Source organism: Candidatus Tisiphia endosymbiont of Mystacides longicornis (assembly GCF_964031095.1).
Classification (GTDB): domain Bacteria; phylum Pseudomonadota; class Alphaproteobacteria; order Rickettsiales; family Rickettsiaceae; genus Tisiphia.
The window spans coordinates 816110-831121 of record NZ_OZ035004.1; the positions used below are offsets into that span (position 1 = coordinate 816110).

25 protein-coding genes, 4 tRNA genes and 1 pseudogene are annotated in these 15012 nt (G+C 34.8%); 26 read left to right on the forward strand and 4 right to left on the reverse strand.

Translation table 11 applies throughout. From position 1 onward, the window contains the following. The first annotated feature begins 46 nt into the window (after window positions 1–46). Together ACQH6S_RS04135 and ACQH6S_RS04140 are read left to right on the forward strand one after the other, a co-directional pair. Window positions 47–529 carry a ClpXP protease specificity-enhancing factor SspB gene (locus ACQH6S_RS04135; protein ID WP_094648880.1) on the forward strand — a complete coding sequence of 161 codons (483 nt, stop codon included), beginning with the start codon at window positions 47–49 and terminating at the stop codon, window positions 527–529. A gap of 200 nt (window positions 530–729) precedes the next feature. Next, window positions 730–1484: pseudogene (locus ACQH6S_RS04140) on the forward strand (IS5 family transposase). Window positions 1485–1653: 169 nt separating this feature from the next. Here ACQH6S_RS04140 and ACQH6S_RS04145 read toward each other — a convergent pair. The 3 genes from ACQH6S_RS04145 to ACQH6S_RS04155 form a co-directional block, all read right to left on the reverse strand. Further along, the gene (locus ACQH6S_RS04145; RefSeq protein ID WP_410520903.1) at window positions 1654–1986 is read right to left on the reverse strand and encodes a hypothetical protein; all 333 of its coding nucleotides are present in this window, start codon (window positions 1984–1986) and stop codon (window positions 1654–1656) included. Window positions 1987–2123: 137 nt separating this feature from the next. Next, window positions 2124–2200: transfer RNA gene (locus ACQH6S_RS04150), tRNA-Arg, on the reverse strand. A 195-nt stretch (window positions 2201–2395) separates the two neighbouring features. Beyond that, on the reverse strand, window positions 2396–2518 hold the full coding sequence (locus tag ACQH6S_RS04155) for a hypothetical protein (protein ID WP_425360701.1): 123 nt from the start codon (window positions 2516–2518) through the stop codon (window positions 2396–2398). A gap of 191 nt (window positions 2519–2709) precedes the next feature. On the opposite strand from ACQH6S_RS04155, the gene ACQH6S_RS04160 reads away from it, so the two are divergent. Together ACQH6S_RS04160 and ACQH6S_RS04165 are read left to right on the forward strand one after the other, a co-directional pair. Further along, window positions 2710–2795 (forward strand) — tRNA-Leu (locus tag ACQH6S_RS04160). Window positions 2796–2821: 26 nt separating this feature from the next. Next, window positions 2822–3394, forward strand: coding sequence for a NifU family protein (locus tag ACQH6S_RS04165; RefSeq protein ID WP_425360700.1), 573 nt, complete (start codon window positions 2822–2824; stop codon window positions 3392–3394). Window positions 3395–3706: 312 nt separating this feature from the next. On the opposite strand, the gene rlmB is transcribed toward ACQH6S_RS04165, so the two are convergent. Beyond that, on the reverse strand, window positions 3707–4438 hold the full coding sequence (rlmB, locus tag ACQH6S_RS04170) for a 23S rRNA (guanosine(2251)-2'-O)-methyltransferase RlmB (protein ID WP_094648883.1): 732 nt from the start codon (window positions 4436–4438) through the stop codon (window positions 3707–3709). Window positions 4439–4723: 285 nt separating this feature from the next. Here rlmB and ACQH6S_RS04175 point away from each other — a divergent pair. The 22 genes from ACQH6S_RS04175 to rpsE all read left to right on the forward strand — a co-directional run bounded on the left by ACQH6S_RS04175 (window position 4724) and on the right by rpsE (window position 14967). Next, window positions 4724–4809 (forward strand) — tRNA-Tyr (locus ACQH6S_RS04175). A gap of 21 nt (window positions 4810–4830) precedes the next feature. Beyond that, window positions 4831–4904, forward strand: a tRNA-Gly gene (locus tag ACQH6S_RS04180). Window positions 4905–4989: 85 nt separating this feature from the next. Further along, window positions 4990–6174, forward strand: coding sequence for an elongation factor Tu (gene tuf, locus ACQH6S_RS04185; protein ID WP_341749203.1), 1185 nt, complete (start codon window positions 4990–4992; stop codon window positions 6172–6174). A 168-nt stretch (window positions 6175–6342) separates the two neighbouring features. Further along, window positions 6343–6666, forward strand: a complete 324-nt coding sequence (rpsJ, locus tag ACQH6S_RS04190; protein WP_094648885.1) for a 30S ribosomal protein S10 — start codon at window positions 6343–6345, stop codon at window positions 6664–6666. Then, the gene (gene rplC / locus ACQH6S_RS04195; RefSeq protein ID WP_341749202.1) at window positions 6666–7316 is read left to right on the forward strand and encodes a 50S ribosomal protein L3; all 651 of its coding nucleotides are present in this window, start codon (window positions 6666–6668) and stop codon (window positions 7314–7316) included. The genes rpsJ and rplC overlap by 1 nt, the downstream gene beginning before the upstream one ends. A gap of 5 nt (window positions 7317–7321) precedes the next feature. Then, the gene (gene rplD / locus ACQH6S_RS04200; protein ID WP_375333703.1) at window positions 7322–7945 is read left to right on the forward strand and encodes a 50S ribosomal protein L4; all 624 of its coding nucleotides are present in this window, start codon (window positions 7322–7324) and stop codon (window positions 7943–7945) included. Next, window positions 7942–8238: a 50S ribosomal protein L23 gene (locus ACQH6S_RS04205; RefSeq protein WP_425360698.1), complete on the forward strand. Its 297-nt coding sequence runs from the start codon at window positions 7942–7944 to the stop codon at window positions 8236–8238. The genes rplD and ACQH6S_RS04205 overlap by 4 nt, the downstream gene beginning before the upstream one ends. Before the next feature lies 1 nt (window position 8239). Next, window positions 8240–9061: a 50S ribosomal protein L2 gene (gene rplB, locus ACQH6S_RS04210; RefSeq protein WP_094648889.1), complete on the forward strand. Its 822-nt coding sequence runs from the start codon at window positions 8240–8242 to the stop codon at window positions 9059–9061. A gap of 13 nt (window positions 9062–9074) precedes the next feature. Further along, window positions 9075–9353 carry a 30S ribosomal protein S19 gene (rpsS, locus tag ACQH6S_RS04215; protein WP_094648890.1) on the forward strand — a complete coding sequence of 93 codons (279 nt, stop codon included), beginning with the start codon at window positions 9075–9077 and terminating at the stop codon, window positions 9351–9353. 2 nt (window positions 9354–9355) lie between these two features. After that, the gene (gene rplV, locus ACQH6S_RS04220) at window positions 9356–9715 is read left to right on the forward strand and encodes a 50S ribosomal protein L22 (RefSeq protein ID WP_094648891.1); all 360 of its coding nucleotides are present in this window, start codon (window positions 9356–9358) and stop codon (window positions 9713–9715) included. Between the two features lie 3 nt (window positions 9716–9718). Then, window positions 9719–10375: a 30S ribosomal protein S3 gene (rpsC, locus tag ACQH6S_RS04225; protein WP_094648892.1), complete on the forward strand. Its 657-nt coding sequence runs from the start codon at window positions 9719–9721 to the stop codon at window positions 10373–10375. Between the two features lie 15 nt (window positions 10376–10390). Continuing rightward, window positions 10391–10801 carry a 50S ribosomal protein L16 gene (gene rplP / locus ACQH6S_RS04230; RefSeq protein WP_094648893.1) on the forward strand — a complete coding sequence of 137 codons (411 nt, stop codon included), beginning with the start codon at window positions 10391–10393 and terminating at the stop codon, window positions 10799–10801. Next, window positions 10794–11006 (forward strand): 50S ribosomal protein L29, encoded by a 213-nt coding sequence (gene rpmC / locus ACQH6S_RS04235; protein ID WP_094648894.1) that lies wholly within the window; start codon window positions 10794–10796, stop codon window positions 11004–11006. The genes rplP and rpmC overlap by 8 nt, the downstream gene beginning before the upstream one ends. Before the next feature lie 4 nt (window positions 11007–11010). Beyond that, window positions 11011–11241, forward strand: a complete 231-nt coding sequence (gene rpsQ / locus ACQH6S_RS04240; RefSeq protein WP_094648895.1) for a 30S ribosomal protein S17 — start codon at window positions 11011–11013, stop codon at window positions 11239–11241. A gap of 268 nt (window positions 11242–11509) precedes the next feature. Continuing rightward, the gene (gene rplN, locus ACQH6S_RS04245) at window positions 11510–11878 is read left to right on the forward strand and encodes a 50S ribosomal protein L14 (RefSeq protein ID WP_094648896.1); all 369 of its coding nucleotides are present in this window, start codon (window positions 11510–11512) and stop codon (window positions 11876–11878) included. Further along, the gene (gene rplX / locus ACQH6S_RS04250; protein WP_094648897.1) at window positions 11878–12207 is read left to right on the forward strand and encodes a 50S ribosomal protein L24; all 330 of its coding nucleotides are present in this window, start codon (window positions 11878–11880) and stop codon (window positions 12205–12207) included. The genes rplN and rplX overlap by 1 nt, the downstream gene beginning before the upstream one ends. Beyond that, the gene (gene rplE / locus ACQH6S_RS04255) at window positions 12207–12749 is read left to right on the forward strand and encodes a 50S ribosomal protein L5 (RefSeq protein WP_425360697.1); all 543 of its coding nucleotides are present in this window, start codon (window positions 12207–12209) and stop codon (window positions 12747–12749) included. The genes rplX and rplE overlap by 1 nt, the downstream gene beginning before the upstream one ends. Window positions 12750–12765: 16 nt before the next feature. After that, window positions 12766–13071: a 30S ribosomal protein S14 gene (gene rpsN / locus ACQH6S_RS04260; RefSeq protein WP_341759454.1), complete on the forward strand. Its 306-nt coding sequence runs from the start codon at window positions 12766–12768 to the stop codon at window positions 13069–13071. A 16-nt stretch (window positions 13072–13087) separates the two neighbouring features. Further along, on the forward strand, window positions 13088–13486 hold the full coding sequence (rpsH, locus tag ACQH6S_RS04265) for a 30S ribosomal protein S8 (protein ID WP_094648899.1): 399 nt from the start codon (window positions 13088–13090) through the stop codon (window positions 13484–13486). Between the two features lie 9 nt (window positions 13487–13495). After that, window positions 13496–14029: a 50S ribosomal protein L6 gene (gene rplF / locus ACQH6S_RS04270; RefSeq protein WP_341749199.1), complete on the forward strand. Its 534-nt coding sequence runs from the start codon at window positions 13496–13498 to the stop codon at window positions 14027–14029. A 23-nt stretch (window positions 14030–14052) separates the two neighbouring features. Next, window positions 14053–14409, forward strand: coding sequence for a 50S ribosomal protein L18 (rplR, locus tag ACQH6S_RS04275; RefSeq protein ID WP_425360696.1), 357 nt, complete (start codon window positions 14053–14055; stop codon window positions 14407–14409). Between the two features lie 15 nt (window positions 14410–14424). Continuing rightward, entirely contained in the window at window positions 14425–14967 is a 543-nt protein-coding gene (gene rpsE / locus ACQH6S_RS04280; protein WP_094648902.1) for a 30S ribosomal protein S5, read from the forward strand. Window positions 14968–15012: the final 45 nt, after the last annotated feature.

Below are 15012 nucleotides of genomic sequence, written 5' to 3' on the forward strand. Positions count from 1 at the left end.
ATTCAATAGATTTTACTATTAGTTTTATTTTATTTATTTTATAACTATGAATATCTCATATCAACAATTTCTTAACGAATGCATGTTTGAGTTTGTAAAAAAGATTCTTGCAAGAATTCGTACAGATAAGTTGCAGATGAATCAACTCTTGTATATCTCTTATAGAACTGACAATCCTGCCGTAGTATTATCTTCTAGGATAAAAGAACGTTATCCAGAAGAAATAACTATAGTAATGCAATATCAATTTGAGGATTTAACTGTAGGGGATAATGGCTTTTCCGTAACAGTTAGTTTTGATGGCATCAAAGAAACGATTAATGTACCATTTGATTCTCTGATCAGTTTTATTGATCCTAATAGTGGTTATAGCCTAAAATTTAAGCCAGAAATAATCAAATCTAATCAATTATCAGACGCAAAAAAAAGAGAAATAATTAAGAGAACTGTTGATTCTAGAAGTAAATCTAATTCAGTAGATAATATAATAGTTTTGGATAAATTTCGAAAACCTCGTAAACCCGTGTAGAATTTATGAATGTCAACGAAGCTTCTGTTTGCCTTACACCCGTTCGATTTAATATCATTCCTGCTTAACTTGGTGTTATGCTTGCTCAACTTAGTGTCATACCTGCTTTGATGCGGTATCTAGGGCGTGTCATCAATTAAGTTGACATAAATATTAGGATGAGACCAATTAGATATTGGTAAAAAATAAGAAGGTGACCAATGCGCAGATATGCTTTAAGAGATGATCAATGGGAAAGGATAAAGGATATTTTACCTGGAAAAGAAGGAGACGTAGGAGGCAAGTGCCAAAGATAATAGATTATTCGTAGAAGCTGTATTATATAGATATCGTGCTGGTATACCGTGGAGAGACTTACCAGAAAGATTTGGAGATTTTAGAGTAATTCATACAAGACATACACGTTGGAGCCAAAAAGAGGTATGGAAGAAGGTTTTTGAACTACTTGCACAAGATGCAGATAATGAATATAGTATGATTGATTCAACGATTGTTAGAGTACATCAACATAGTGCCGGAGCTAAAAAAACATAGTAGATGACCAAGCAATAGGTCGTAGTAAAGGCGGTTTATCAACTAAAATTCATGCAACTGTTGATGCTTTAGGAAATCCGACAGCTTTTCATTTAACCCCTGGTCAGTCGCATGATTTACAAGGTTCTGATGCTTTAATGGAAACTTTGACAAAAGCGGATACCGTAATTGCAGATAAGGCTTATGATGCTGAAGCAAGAATGAGGAATAAGATAAGAATTGCACTCCTGTAATTCCATCCAAGAAGAATCGTAAATTTCCTATAGAATATGATATAGAGCTTTATAAGTATCGTCATTTAATTGAAAATTTTTTTGCAAAACTTAAACAATCTCGAGGCATTGCTACGCGTTATGATAAACTAGCTCAGAATTTTCTGGGAGCAATTTATTTGGCTTCTTCTGTAATATTACTTAATTGATGACACGCCCTAGCTGAGCAAAAAATTATTAGTCAATCAGGCTATTCTTATTTATGGTAATATCTTGAGTCCATTGCCTTAATAGGGCGCGATGTGGTTCTAACGAGGGGCGTAATAGGTGACTATTAAGTCTACTCCCCTAAAATCAAACATTTTAGGCGTATATTTTCTAGGTTTGATAAAGCCCCAGCCACCTTTTTAGCCTTTCTAAATTTTGTTGGAGCTTTAATATGGTTACGTTAAAAATTTTGTCAACAGAACCTAACTCTTTTTCGAAAAAATGATAGCCTTCTTGTAATTCTTCTGATAGTTTATCTTTTTGATAAATCTGTAGGCGAGAAACTATTAAAGATAGAAGTTGACGAGAAGTTTTACTTAATTGCTTACCACAATTATTAGTAAGGTTTCGCCATTCAGGTGGGACGAAATTACCGACTATATTATAAAAGATAGTATCGGAATTTTCAGCTAAACCGCCGGAAAAAATTAACGATTCTGTCATATTCCCTCCCCGTGAAAAACGGTCAAAAACAGACTGTTTTGTAGGTTAAGTATGGGGAGTTTTGGTGGGAAACCAAAATAAAACCAAAATAAAAATGCTTTTGAGAAATTGAAAAATCCTGTAAGCCTTGAGAAGTCTGGCGCACCCGGAGGGAGTCGAACCCCCAACCTTATGATCCGTAGTCATATACTCTATCCAATTGAGCTACGGGTGCCTTATATCATGCCTTGTGCTGGAGTTTGGATGACATTATTGTGCTTATTTTTATAAGTGTCTAAAAAGTGAAATCTTTAAGAAAGACCACAATATATCCTTAAACTTCTATTATGTCAATATCATATAGTACTTAACACATAGGTTCGTACATTAATTTTAACATTCTGTACTTGTCTAATATGTTATTAGATGCTTATTGATCTAAATTAACATCTGTTAAGTTAATATTATAGTCAATTGATGAGAAGTTGTGGGCGTCGTTTCTCATCGCTCGCCTATTACTTATAGGCGTCGCTCCATCGTTCCTGCTACCCAATTCCCCTGAATTGACTATACTGCATTTTACATTTTGAATTTATAATTCTGGTAATTTATAAAAACACTTGCTTTTTAATGTTTTTTTTATTAGTCTGTGCAATCCTAGCATAATCTACATGAATTTGGAATAGCAAGTTACTCCAATATGTATTAGTTGTGTAAGCAATTAGGATTGAACTAACTTACCTTGCCCGCGTGATGGAATGGTAGACATAACGGACTTAAAATCCGTGGGGTGCAAGCCCTTGCCAGTTCAAGTCTGGCCGCGGGTACCATTTATTTTTTATCAAGGAAGATGTATATGTTTATTCAAACTGAAATTACTCCTAATCCTAATGCGATAAAATTTTTTCCTAATATACCCATTAGCCCTAATCAACCTTTTCATTTTAGTAATCTTGATGAGGCAAAAGGTAAAAGCAGTTTGGTAGTTCAATTATTCGGTGTAAATAACATAAAATCGGTGTTTCTTGGTAGTGACTTTATTACTATTACTAAGGAAGAAGAAAGTGATTGGCTGGTTTTAAAACCTGAAATTTTGATGATTATGATGGATCATTTTACTTCTGGTTTTACTGTGTTTGATGTGCAAAATAATATATCTATTGACAAATCTAGTGTAAATAATTTGGACGAGATGTCTGAAATCGAACAGCAGATTATAGAAATTATTGAAACACGTGTACGTCCTTCGGTTGCCATGGATGGAGGTGATATAATATATCGAGGATTTGAAAATGGGGTGGTAAAATTAGAGCTTCGCGGAGCTTGCCATGGCTGTCCTAGTTCGAGTATTACTTTAAAAAATGGTATTGAGTCAATGCTTAAGCACTTTATTCCTGAGGTGGCATCGGTTGAAGCTGTAGAAGATTAAGATATTAGTTATGCAGTATAGAGATAAGTAATTAATCAGTTATAGTCAATTGATGAGAAGTTGGTGACGTCGTCGCTCAATGCTCGTCTATTACTTATAGGCGTAGCTCCATCGTTCCTAGCACCAAATTTTCCTGAATTAACTATATCGCAGGCAGTTTCCTAGCGTCATGGCGAAAAGGCTTAAGCCAAGAAGCAATCCATTCCTGGTTATTCTTTGGATTGCTTCGTCGACCTTACGATCTCCTCGCAATGACGCTTGGTGACAAGATTTTTTATTCATCATAAAAAATAGTAGAAAAAATGTAGGGTACTATCTTATTAATGAAGTCAAGTAAAACAATATTGCCGCAGCATTTGAAACATTTAGGCTTTCTACCTTACTGGAAATTGGGATTTTAACCAGATAATCGCATTGTTCTTTAACTAGCCGCCTTATTCCTTTATCTTCAGACCCAAGTATTATTGCCATTTTATCTGAAAATATTTTATTATCTAAGGATTGGGTTGCTTTGCCATCCAGACCAATAATCCAAAACCCATGTTTCTTTAGATATTCTATTGACCGCCTTAAATTAGTTACCTTAACCATTTGTACTAGTTCCAAAGCTCCAGAAGCTGTTTTTGCTATAGTGGCATTTTCATCTGGGGCATTATCGGCGGGTAATATTATGGCTGTGATACCAAAAGAAGCCGCACTACGAATAATAGCGCCAATATTTTGTGGATCGGTTACTTGATCTAAAATAGCTACTTTACAATTGGCAGTAGTTATGTCAATATCTTCAATATGATTAGAGAAAATGCTTTTAACGTTAGCGGCTATTCCTTGATGATTATGATTTGCACCAAGAAGACGGGTTAGGGAATCTGTATTGGTAATCTCATATTGATGGTTAGATATTAAATTTTTGTTCAAATTAAAAATATCTTCTGTACAGAAAACTCTTTGAATATAACGCTTGGGGTTACTTAAAGCTGCAAGTACTGGATGTTTCCCATATAGGTAGTAGAAATCTTTGGAAATATTAGATTTATTTATCATCTTATTAGAACCTATAGTAATTTATTCTTGACACAAACTACTATTTATTATAGAAAGTTACAACTAGATAAACGTTCTAAGTTGTTGTAAATTTTAATAGAAACTATTTGTATAGGTTTTTATCTATACTTTTATTATTTATTGATTTGCATCAAATATATAAGTTTAATATTAGCTTATCTAAAAGGCTCAAGAAAATGGCAAAGAAGATTTGTTGGCACTTACAGTAAATTTATGTTGTGCTTTACTTTTAATTAGGCTATTTAATGCTTGCGTAAATTCTTTGGAGGAATGGTCGAGTGGTCAATGGCAGCGGACTGTAAATCCGCCCGCGTGAGCGTACGAAGGTTCGAATCCTTCTTCCTCCACCACAGATTGGTTAGGTGAAATACGCGGGTGTAGCTCAATGGTAGAGCTCCAGCCTTCCAAGCTGGCCACGTGGGTTCGATTCCCATCACCCGCTCCAAAATATTGGTGTTAATTGGAAATTGGATAAATTTGTTGTTTTTATTGTTAAATTTGTATAAATCTTAAATTGTGGAGAATGAATTATGGCAAAGGTAAAATTTGAGAGGGATCTGCCCCATTGTAATGTAGGTACTATAGGACACGTAGATCATGGGAAAACTTCTTTAACAGCTGCAATAACTTTAGTATTGTCAAAAGAAGGTGGTGCTAAGGCTACTAACTATGATGAAATTGATGCTGCTCCGGAAGAAAAAGAAAGGGGTATAACTATTGCTACTGCTCACGTTGAGTATAAAACTAAAAAAAGGCATTATGCTCATATTGACTGTCCTGGACACGCAGACTTTATAAAGAATATGATTAGTGGTGCAGCCCAAATGGATGCTGGAATATTGGTAGTATCTGCTTGTGATGGTCCAATGCCTCAAACAAGGGAGCATATATTGCTTGCTAAGCAAGTAGGTGTGCCTACAATGGTTGTCTTCTTGAATAAAGTTGATATGGTTGATGATCCAGAATTAGTTGATTTAGTAGAAATGGAAGTCAGAGAGCTTCTGTCAATGTATGGTTTTCCTGGAGATGATATACCAGTTATCAGGGGTTCAGCTTTGCAGGCTTTAGAAGGAAAGCCTGAAGGAGAAGCTGCAATTAAAGAATTGATGAATGCTATTGATGAATATATACCACAACCAAAGAGAGATACAGATAAACCATTCTTAATGCCAATAGAAGATGTCTTTTCTATTTCTGGAAGAGGTACAGTTGTTACTGGTAAAATTGAGAAAGGTGTAGTAAAAGTTGGTGAAGAGGTAGAAATTGTTGGTATAAGAGATACTCAAAAAACTACTTGTACTGGTGTGGAAATGTTTAAGAAACTATTGGATCAAGGTGAAGCTGGTGATAATGTTGGTATATTGCTACGTGGAACTAAAAGAGAAGATGTGTGTAGAGGACAAGTATTAGCTAAGCCTGGTAGTATAACTCCGCATACTGAATTTGAAGCTGAGGTTTATGTGCTTACCACTAAAGAAGGTGGTCGTCATACAGCGTTTACCGATAAGTATCGTCCACAGTTTTATTTTAGAACTACTGACGTGACTGGGGAGATTGCTTTAAAAGATGGTAAAACGATGGTTATGCCAGGTGATAATGCGAATCTAAATATTACCCTGATTTCTCCAATAGCTATGGAAGAAGGTGTCCGTTTTGCTATACGTGAAGGTGGTAAGACAGTAGGAGCTGGTGTAGTATCAAAGATTATAAAATAACAGAGGAGTAATCATCTTAAAATAATTTAAGATGATTACTTTTTTTTAATGGCTAGGCAAAATACGTTTAATTGAACTTGCCTCAAGTTATGTTTACAAAAAATTTGAGCAAGTCTGTTAAAGAAGCGTATTTTGGATGGTCGGGCTGTTTATAAAAAGGTTTAGTTAATGAAAAATAATCAAAAAATTAAAATTCGTCTAAAGTCATTTGATCACCGTTCGCTTGAGCAAGGTACTAGAGAGATAGTAGGGGCTGTTAAAAGAACTGGTGCAGATATAATTGGTCCAATTCCGCTTCCAAGGACAATTGAAAGATTTACCGTTAATAGGTCTCCACATGTCAATAAAAAATCAAGGGAGCAATTTGAGATTAGAATTCAGAAAAGGCTTTTAATAATAAGTTATCCAACCCCTCAGACTGTTGATGCTTTAAAGAAAGTTGATTTGCCTGCTGGTGTTGATGTTGAGATTAAGTTAGAGAGTATTGAGTGATGAGAACCGGTTTAATCGCTAAAAAAATTGGCATGAGTTCAATTTTTAATGAAAAGGGAGAGAGAACTACCGTTACTTTTCTGCAAGTTGAAGATTGTCAAGTAGTGGGACAAAAGACCCAAGAAAGGGATGGTTATAACGCCTTGGTTGTTGGGGTAAAGGATAAGAAATTATCTAAAGTAACAAAGCCAATGAGGCAAGTATTTGCTAATGCTAACGTTGCACCAAAACAAAAATTGAAGGAATTCAGAATTTCTGCTTCTTTTTTCATTGATATAGGTTCTACATTGCGAGTTGATCATTTTGTTGTTGGGCAGTTTGTAGATGTTGTAGGTACTACTATTGGTAAAGGTTTTGCTGGTAGTATGAAGAGGCACAATTTTAGAGGGCTTGAAGCTTCACATGGTGTATCTGTGTCTCATCGTTCACATGGTTCTACTGGTGGTAGACAAGACCCTGGTAAGGTATTTAAGAATAAGAAAATGGCCGGACACATGGGGAGTACAAGAGTTACTATTCAGAACTTGAAGATAGTTGATACTAATATAGAAAAAGGTATAATCATAGTTAGTGGTAATGTCCCAGGCTCGAAAGGATCTTATGTCTACATTAAGGATGCTATTAAGAAAACCATTACAGCTGCAGGATAAACTATATGAAAGCTAAATTATTAAATCTTGAAAATGAAGTTGTTGGTGAGGTTGATTTAGATCATGAAGTATTTGCCATAGACTTTGTTAGACAAGATATTATCAAGCTTGTTGTTGATTGGCAAAGAGCGAAAGCTATGGCTGGTACACATCAAACGAAGACAGTATCGCAAGTATCTGGTACTACAAAGAAACCTTTTAAGCAAAAAGGTACCGGTAATGCAAGGCAGGGGTCTTTAAGATCTGTACAAATGAGGGGCGGTGGGGTTTCTCACGGTCCAGTAGTAAGGAGTCATGCTACAAAATTACCAAAGAAAGTTAGAAAACTTGGTTTAAAACATGCATTGTCAGAAAAATTGACAGAAGGGAAATTGTTAATATTAGATTCTTTAAAATTAGATGAATCAAAAACTTCTAATCTTGCAAAATTATTAAATAATTTTCATGGTAAGAGTTATTTTATTGTTAGTGGTAATGAAGTTGATACTAATTTTTCTTTGGCAGTACAAAATATTCCTAATACTATTTCGGTACCACAAATTGGTACAAATGTTTATGATATAATACGCCATGATTATGTTTTGTTATCAAGAGAAGCTGTAGATGCTTTAGAAAAGAGGTTGAAGTGAAATCTTATAAACATTATGATCTTATTAGGAATCCTGTGATCACTGAGAAGAGCAATATTTTATCTGAACAAAATAAGTTTACTTTTCATGTTGCTGATAGTGCTGAAAAGGCTTCTATCAAGACAGCTATTGAGAAAATTTTTGAGGTTAAGGTTAAAAAAGTTAACATCATGAATGTAAAAGGTAAGAAAAAGAGATTCAAAGGTGTTAACGGTAGACAATCAGATAAAAAGAAAGCTATCGTGACACTAGAAAAAGATTATACTATTGATTTTACTGGGGGTATTAAATAAAATGGCTTTAAAAAAGTTTAATCCAGTTACTCCATCTCTTAGAGAATTAATACAGGTTGATAAATCTGATCTTTGGAAAGGTAAACCTCATAAACCTTTGACTAAAGGTTTATGTAAGACTGGTGGTAGAAATAATCTTGGTAGAACCACTTCTTGGCATAGAGGAGGGGGGCATAAAAGGCTTTATCGTATAATTGATTTTAAAAGAAATAAGCAAGATATATTCGCTACAGTTGAAAGAATAGAGTATGATCCTAATAGAACTTCTTTCATTGCTTTGATTAAATTTGATGATGGTGAGTATTCTTATATTATAGCACCACAAAAGCTTGTTGTAGGCGATAGAATAGTGTCAAGCGATAATGCTGACATAAAAGTTGGAAATTGTTTATCTTTGAAATCTATCCCTATTGGGACTACTTTGCATAATGTGGAAATGAAAATTGGCAAAGGTGGTCAGATTGCAAGATCGGCGGGGACTTCGGTTAATTTAGTAGGTAAGGATTCGGGTTATGCTCAGATCAAACTTCGGTCTGGAGAATTTAGGTTGGTGCCGTTAGATTGTAAAGCTACGGTGGGTGTTGTCTCAAATCCCGATCAAAAAAATACAAATTTGGGTAAGGCTGGAAGAAATAGATGGTTAGGTTGGAGACCGCATGTTCGTGGTGTTGCAATGAACCCAGTTGATCACCCACATGGTGGTGGAGAGGGAAAAACTTCTGGTGGTCGTCATCCGGTGACTCCATGGGGCTTCCCAACTAAGGGTAAGAAAACCCGTAAGAATAAGTCTACATCAAAGTTTATTATTAAGAGAAGAAAATAATTAGGTAGTAATTATGGCACGTTCAGTTTGGAAGGGACCTTTTGTAGATGGTTATCTGATAAAAAAAGTACAAAAATTGATTGAGTCCGGTAAATCAGAAATGATTCAGACTTGGTCTAGGAGGTCAACAATTTTACCATTTTTTGTTGGAGTAACATTTGCTGTGCATAATGGAAATAAATTTATACCTGTCACTGTTAGTGAAGAAATGGTTGGTAAAAAATTAGGTGAATTTTCTCCAACTAGAACTTTCCATGGTCATGGGGCAGATAAAAAAGTTAAGAGAAAATAAATATGGTAAAGGTGAATAAAGGTTCGACTACAGCAATTGCTAAGTCTCTTAGAGTGAGTCCAAGAAAATTGAATTTGGTTGCAACTTCTATTAGGAATATGAAAGTATCGGAAGCTATGGTTCAGCTTACCTTTTCCCCGAAAAGAATTGCTAAAGATGTAAAAAAATGTTTACAGTCTGCTGTTGCTAATGCTGAGAATAACTTTGGTTTAGATATTGATGCGTTGTTTGTTACTTCTGCAACGGTAGGTAAGGCATTGGTAATGAAAAGAATTATGCCAAGAGCTAAAGGAAGAGCAACAAGGATTAATAAATTTTTTAGTAATTTATATATTACAGTTACTGAAGTTGAGGGGAAGTAAAATATGGGGCAAAAAGTTAATCCGCATGGCTTTAGAGTTGGTCCAACATTAATTAAAGGTTGGGACTCGGTGTTATATGCTGAAAAGCAGTATAAAGTTCTTTTTATTCAAGATTTAGAGGTTAGAAATCTGATTAATAAAAACTATATGCAAGCACAAGTTAGTAGAGTGTTAATAGAAAGACCTTCTAATAAAAGTGTTATAATTAATATTTTTGCTAAAAAGCCTGGTGTTATTATAGGTAAAAGTGGTAACGACATTGATAAATTAAAAAAACATGTCCAAAAAATTACCTGTTTAGAAGAAATATATATTAACATACATGAAGTAAAGAAACCTAATATAGACGCTACTATTATTGCTCAAACGATTGCTGTACAGCTTGAAAAAAGAGTGTCTTTTAGAAAAGCTATGAAAACTGCTATCCAAGCTTGCTTTAAGCAAGGAGGGTTAGGTATAAAAGTGGCTTGTTCTGGACGTTTGGCTGGAGCTGAAATAGCGAGAACAGAGTGGTATAGAGAAGGTAGAGTGCCTTTGCATACTTTGAGAGCTGATATTGACTATGCGACTGCTGAAGCTATGACAACTTATGGAGTTATAGGTATAAAGATTTGGGTCTATAGGGGTGATCATGTGGAAAATAGAAAGAAACATAATTAATTTTGAAGTAAGATAATGTTAGCTCCAAAAAAACAAAAATTTAGAAAAGCACATAAAGGAAGAGTTTCCTCAAAGGCAAAATCTGGTACTATGCTAGCTTTTGGTTCTTTTGGCTTGAAGTCATTGGATGGCTTAAGGGTTACTGCAAGGCAAATAGAGGCTGCAAGAAAGGCAGCTGTTCGTTGTATGAAAAGGCAGGGTAGGTTATGGATTAAGATTTTTCCTGATTTGCCTGTGTCAAAGAAGCCGGCGGAAGTTAGAATGGGTAAAGGAAAAGGCTCTACTGAATTTTTTGCAGTAAGGGTATCACCTGGCAGAATTATGTTTGAAATTGAAGGGGTTACAGATGATGTAGCTACCAGGGCACTTGAGCTTGCTAGTGCCAAATTGCCTGTAAGAACAAGGATAGTGAGGCGTTATGAGTAAATTGGGGTTATCACCAAAGGAGTTGGTTGGACAAACCATGGAGGAACTCCACGAAAAAAGAATTTTGTTTAAAAAAGAGCTTTTTAATCTAAGGTTTCAAAAAACTTTAGGTGAATTAGAAAATACTAGTAGGTTTTCTTTTGTAAAAAAAACAATAGCTCGTATTAATACAGAATTAACCACAAGATCAAAAACTGGAGAATAGAGAAATGCCGAAAAGAGTGTTGCAGGGCGTTGTTGTAAGTTCAAAAACAGATAAAACTATTACGGTTAAAGTGGAGCGTAGGTTTAAGCATCCTATGTATAAAAAAATTGTAAAAGTTTCTAAGAAATACGCTGCTCATGATCCAGAAAATACGTATAAGGATGGTGATAAGGTTAGTATAGTTGAAAGTCGCCCTATATCTAAGACTAAGTCTTGGGTGGTATTAGGGGTATAAATATACCTCTTTAATGCTAGGAGGTTGCCTGCGATAATTAATTAGTTATCGCGGGCAGCCTCTTAGGGTTAGTTATTATTTTGTTGGTAAATCTGTTTTCGTATGTATTTCCGTACGTTACGGTTCTTTGCTTATGGTAATGTTTATAAATATGCTTATTAGAAAAATATTCTAGAAAATCTAAAAGAAAGGTAGTTTTTATCCTTTGACTTTGTTGTTTAGATTGTTTATCTTGTGGCATTATTAAATTCTCAAGTGGGAGTAAGTTATGATTCAGATGCAGAGCATCTTAGATGTTGCTGATAATTCTGGTGCTAAAAAAGTTATGTGTATTAAAGTGCTTGGTGGTTCACACCGCATGATAGCATACCTTGCAGATTTCTTTGTGGTCTCTGTAAAAGAAGCGTCACCAAATGGCAAAGTAAAGAAAGGTGAGATATATATGGCGTTGCTTGTTAGATCAAAGAAGGGTGTTAGAAGAGCAGATGGTAGTACAATTAAATTTGATTCCAATGCAGTAGTACTTTTGAATAAACAGGGAGAGCCGATAGGTACGAGGGTTTTTGGTCCTGTAACTAGAGAATTAAGGGCAAAAAAATTCGTTAAGATTATGTCGCTGGCAGAAGAGGTATTGTAATGGTTAAGTTAAAAATCAAGAAAGGTGATGAAGTTATTGTTATCACCGGAAAAAATAAGGGAAAAAAGGGTAAAGTGTTAAAAGTTTTCCCAGAACAGAATAGAGCCATTGTTTCAGGGGTAAATATTGCACGCAAGCATGTTAAGCCAAGTAAAGCAAGTGAAGGTGGCATAGTTTCAAAGGAATTATCAATACATATATCCAATGTTGCTCATGTAGACCCTAAGACAGGTACTGGTACAAAAATTGCTTTTAAATTTCTAGATGATGGTTCTAAAGTAAGAGTAGCTAAGAAGTCTGGTGAAATTATCAGTAAGGAAGGTAAGTAATGTTGTTCAGGTTTAAAGATTTATACGGTAAAGAGATTGTCCCAAGCTTACAAAAAAAGTTTGCTTATGATAATAAACATCAGATACCTAAGGTTATAAAAATTGTTGTTAATATGGGAGTTGGTGAAACGGTTGCTGATTCTAAAATAATTAATCATGCTGTTAATGATCTAACTTTAATTTCAGGGCAAAAGCCTTTGGTAACTGAGGCAAAGAAGTCTATTGCTACTTTTAAACTTCGTGAAGGTATGAAAGTTGGTTGCAAAGTTACTTTGCGTAAAGATAGAATGTATGATTTTCTTGAAAGGCTAGTACTTGTTGCTCTACCACGTATAAAAGAGTTTAGAGGCTTTTCAAGTAAAAGTTTTGATGGTAGAGGTAATTTTACTTTTGGGATAAAAGAGCAAATTGTTTTTCCAGAGATTAATTACGATAAGATAGATGTAATTCGTGGTATGGATATTACGATTGTTACAAGTGCTACAAATAATGAAGAGGGTAAATCATTACTTTCAGGCTTTAATTTGCCTTTTTATAATTAATTTTTGAAGAAAGAAGATGGCTAAAGTAAGTTCTATAAAAAAGAATAATAGAAGAAGAAAGATGGCACAAAGTTTGTATAATAAGCGTGCTAAGTTAAGAGACAAGATTTACGACAAAAACTTATCTTTAGAAGAGAGATTTTCGCTAGTGATGGTTCTGGCTAAGTTACCTAGGAATTCAGCTATGAATAGAGTTAGAAATAGGTGTGAACTTACTGGGCGTCCAAGAGGAGTGTACAGTAAATTTGGTTTATCACGAAATAAGCTGAGAGAGCTTGGTAGTAAGGGATTGGTTCCTGGTTTAGTTAAAGCAAGTTGGTAAAAAGTAGGTTTATCGTATGTCAATGACAGATAATATAGCAGATATGTTGACTAGAATTAGAAATGGTCAAAAAAGTAAATTGATGAGTATATCTCTACCTTCTTCAAAAATAAAATGTGCCATTTTGGATGTTTTAAAAAAGGAAGGTTATATCAAAGAGTATGTAGTTGTTAAGAATGATAATATAAGTCACATTGAGGTGGATTTAAAATATTCTGTTAATGGAAAACCTGCTATACGTGAAATAAATAGAGTTTCAAAACCAGGTAAGAGGATTTATTCTTCCATTGATAAATTAAAAGGATATTATAACAATATGGGTATTTATATTCTTTCTACTTCTAGAGGCGTGTTATCTGATAGAGAAGCACATAGCCAAAAGATTGGCGGTGAAGTAATTTGTAAAGTGTTTTAAGGTATAAAAATGTCACGTGTTGGAAAATTGCCAGTCCCTGTACCTGAAGGGGTAAAAGTTGAGCTTGATGGGTTGAAAGTCAATGTTGTCGGTCCTAAGGGAGAATTATCAAAGACTTTTGCCGGTAATATAGCAATTTCATTGCAAGATAATCAGCTTGTTGTTAAACCATTAGCAGAGACTAAAAGTGCTAGGTCGATGTGGGGTACGGCACGAAGTATAATAAATGGTATGATGAAAGGTGTTAGTGAAGGTTTTACAGAGGAGCTTGAAATAAATGGTGTTGGTTATAAGGCTTTGGTGAAAGATAAATATTTAAACTTAATGCTCGCTAAAAGTCATAATACTAAAATCGAGATACCTCAGAATATAAAAGTTACCGCTCCTAAACAGAATCAGATTATATTGCAAAGTGTTGATAAAGAAAAACTGGGTCAGTTTATATCAATTATTATAAAGCAGAGACCGCCTGAGCCATATAAGGGTAAAGGTATTAAACGTAAGGGGCAGTATGTTCAAAGAAAAGAAGGTAAGAAAAACTAAAATTTAAGGGTTAAAAGTTAAGTATGCGTAGTTCAAAGTTAAGATTTGAGACAAGAAAGGCTAGAGTACGGTCTAAGATATCAAGGGTATCAAACAGAATCAGATTGTCTATTTTTAAATCTGGAAAGCATATATATGCACAAGTTATAGATGACAAACAGTCAATTACTATTGCTTCTGCTTCAACCTTGGATAAAGAAATTAGACAGTTAAAAAAATCTAGCTGTAATGTTGGTACAGCTACAAAAGTAGGTGAGTTGATAGGAGAAAGAGCATCGCTTAAAGGAGTGCAAGAGGTTGTATTTGATAAGGGTGGTTATAAATATCACGGTGTTGTTAAGGCATTGGCTGATGCAGCAAGAAAGAAAATAAATTTCTAATTTTAGGTTTAAGAAATGGCTAAAGCTAAAAAAAATATGGGTGAAGCATTAACCGAAACTTTGGTGGATGTAAACAGAGTTACTAAAGTAGTAAAAGGTGGAAGAAAATTCTCTTTTTCTGCTTGTATTGTAGCTGGTGACAAATCTGGTAAGGTTGGTTATGGTCATGGTAAGGCGAAAGAGGTAACAGAGGCTAGAGCTAAGGCTACCCAAGAAGCAAGGAAAGATATGATTAGGGTTCCTCTTTATCAGAGTAGAACCATTCACCATGATGTTATTGGTAAAAGTGGAGCAGCAAAGGTCATTTTAAGAAGAGCTAAGGCGGGTACTGGTGTTATTGCTGGTGGTGCTATGAGGGCTATTTTTGATTCTTTAGGGGTTCATGATATTGTTGCTAAATCTTTAGGGTCTAGTAATGTATATGCAATGATTGCTGCGACTTTTGATGCGTTATCTCAACTTTCTTCTCCAAAGAATATTGCTGAAAGGAGAGGGAAGAACTTAAATGAGATATCGACTCAGTCTATAAAAGGGCAACAAGAAGTAATATCAGAATAATTTGAGCTATATTCTTTAGGGGGCTGATAAAAAGATATCGCAATT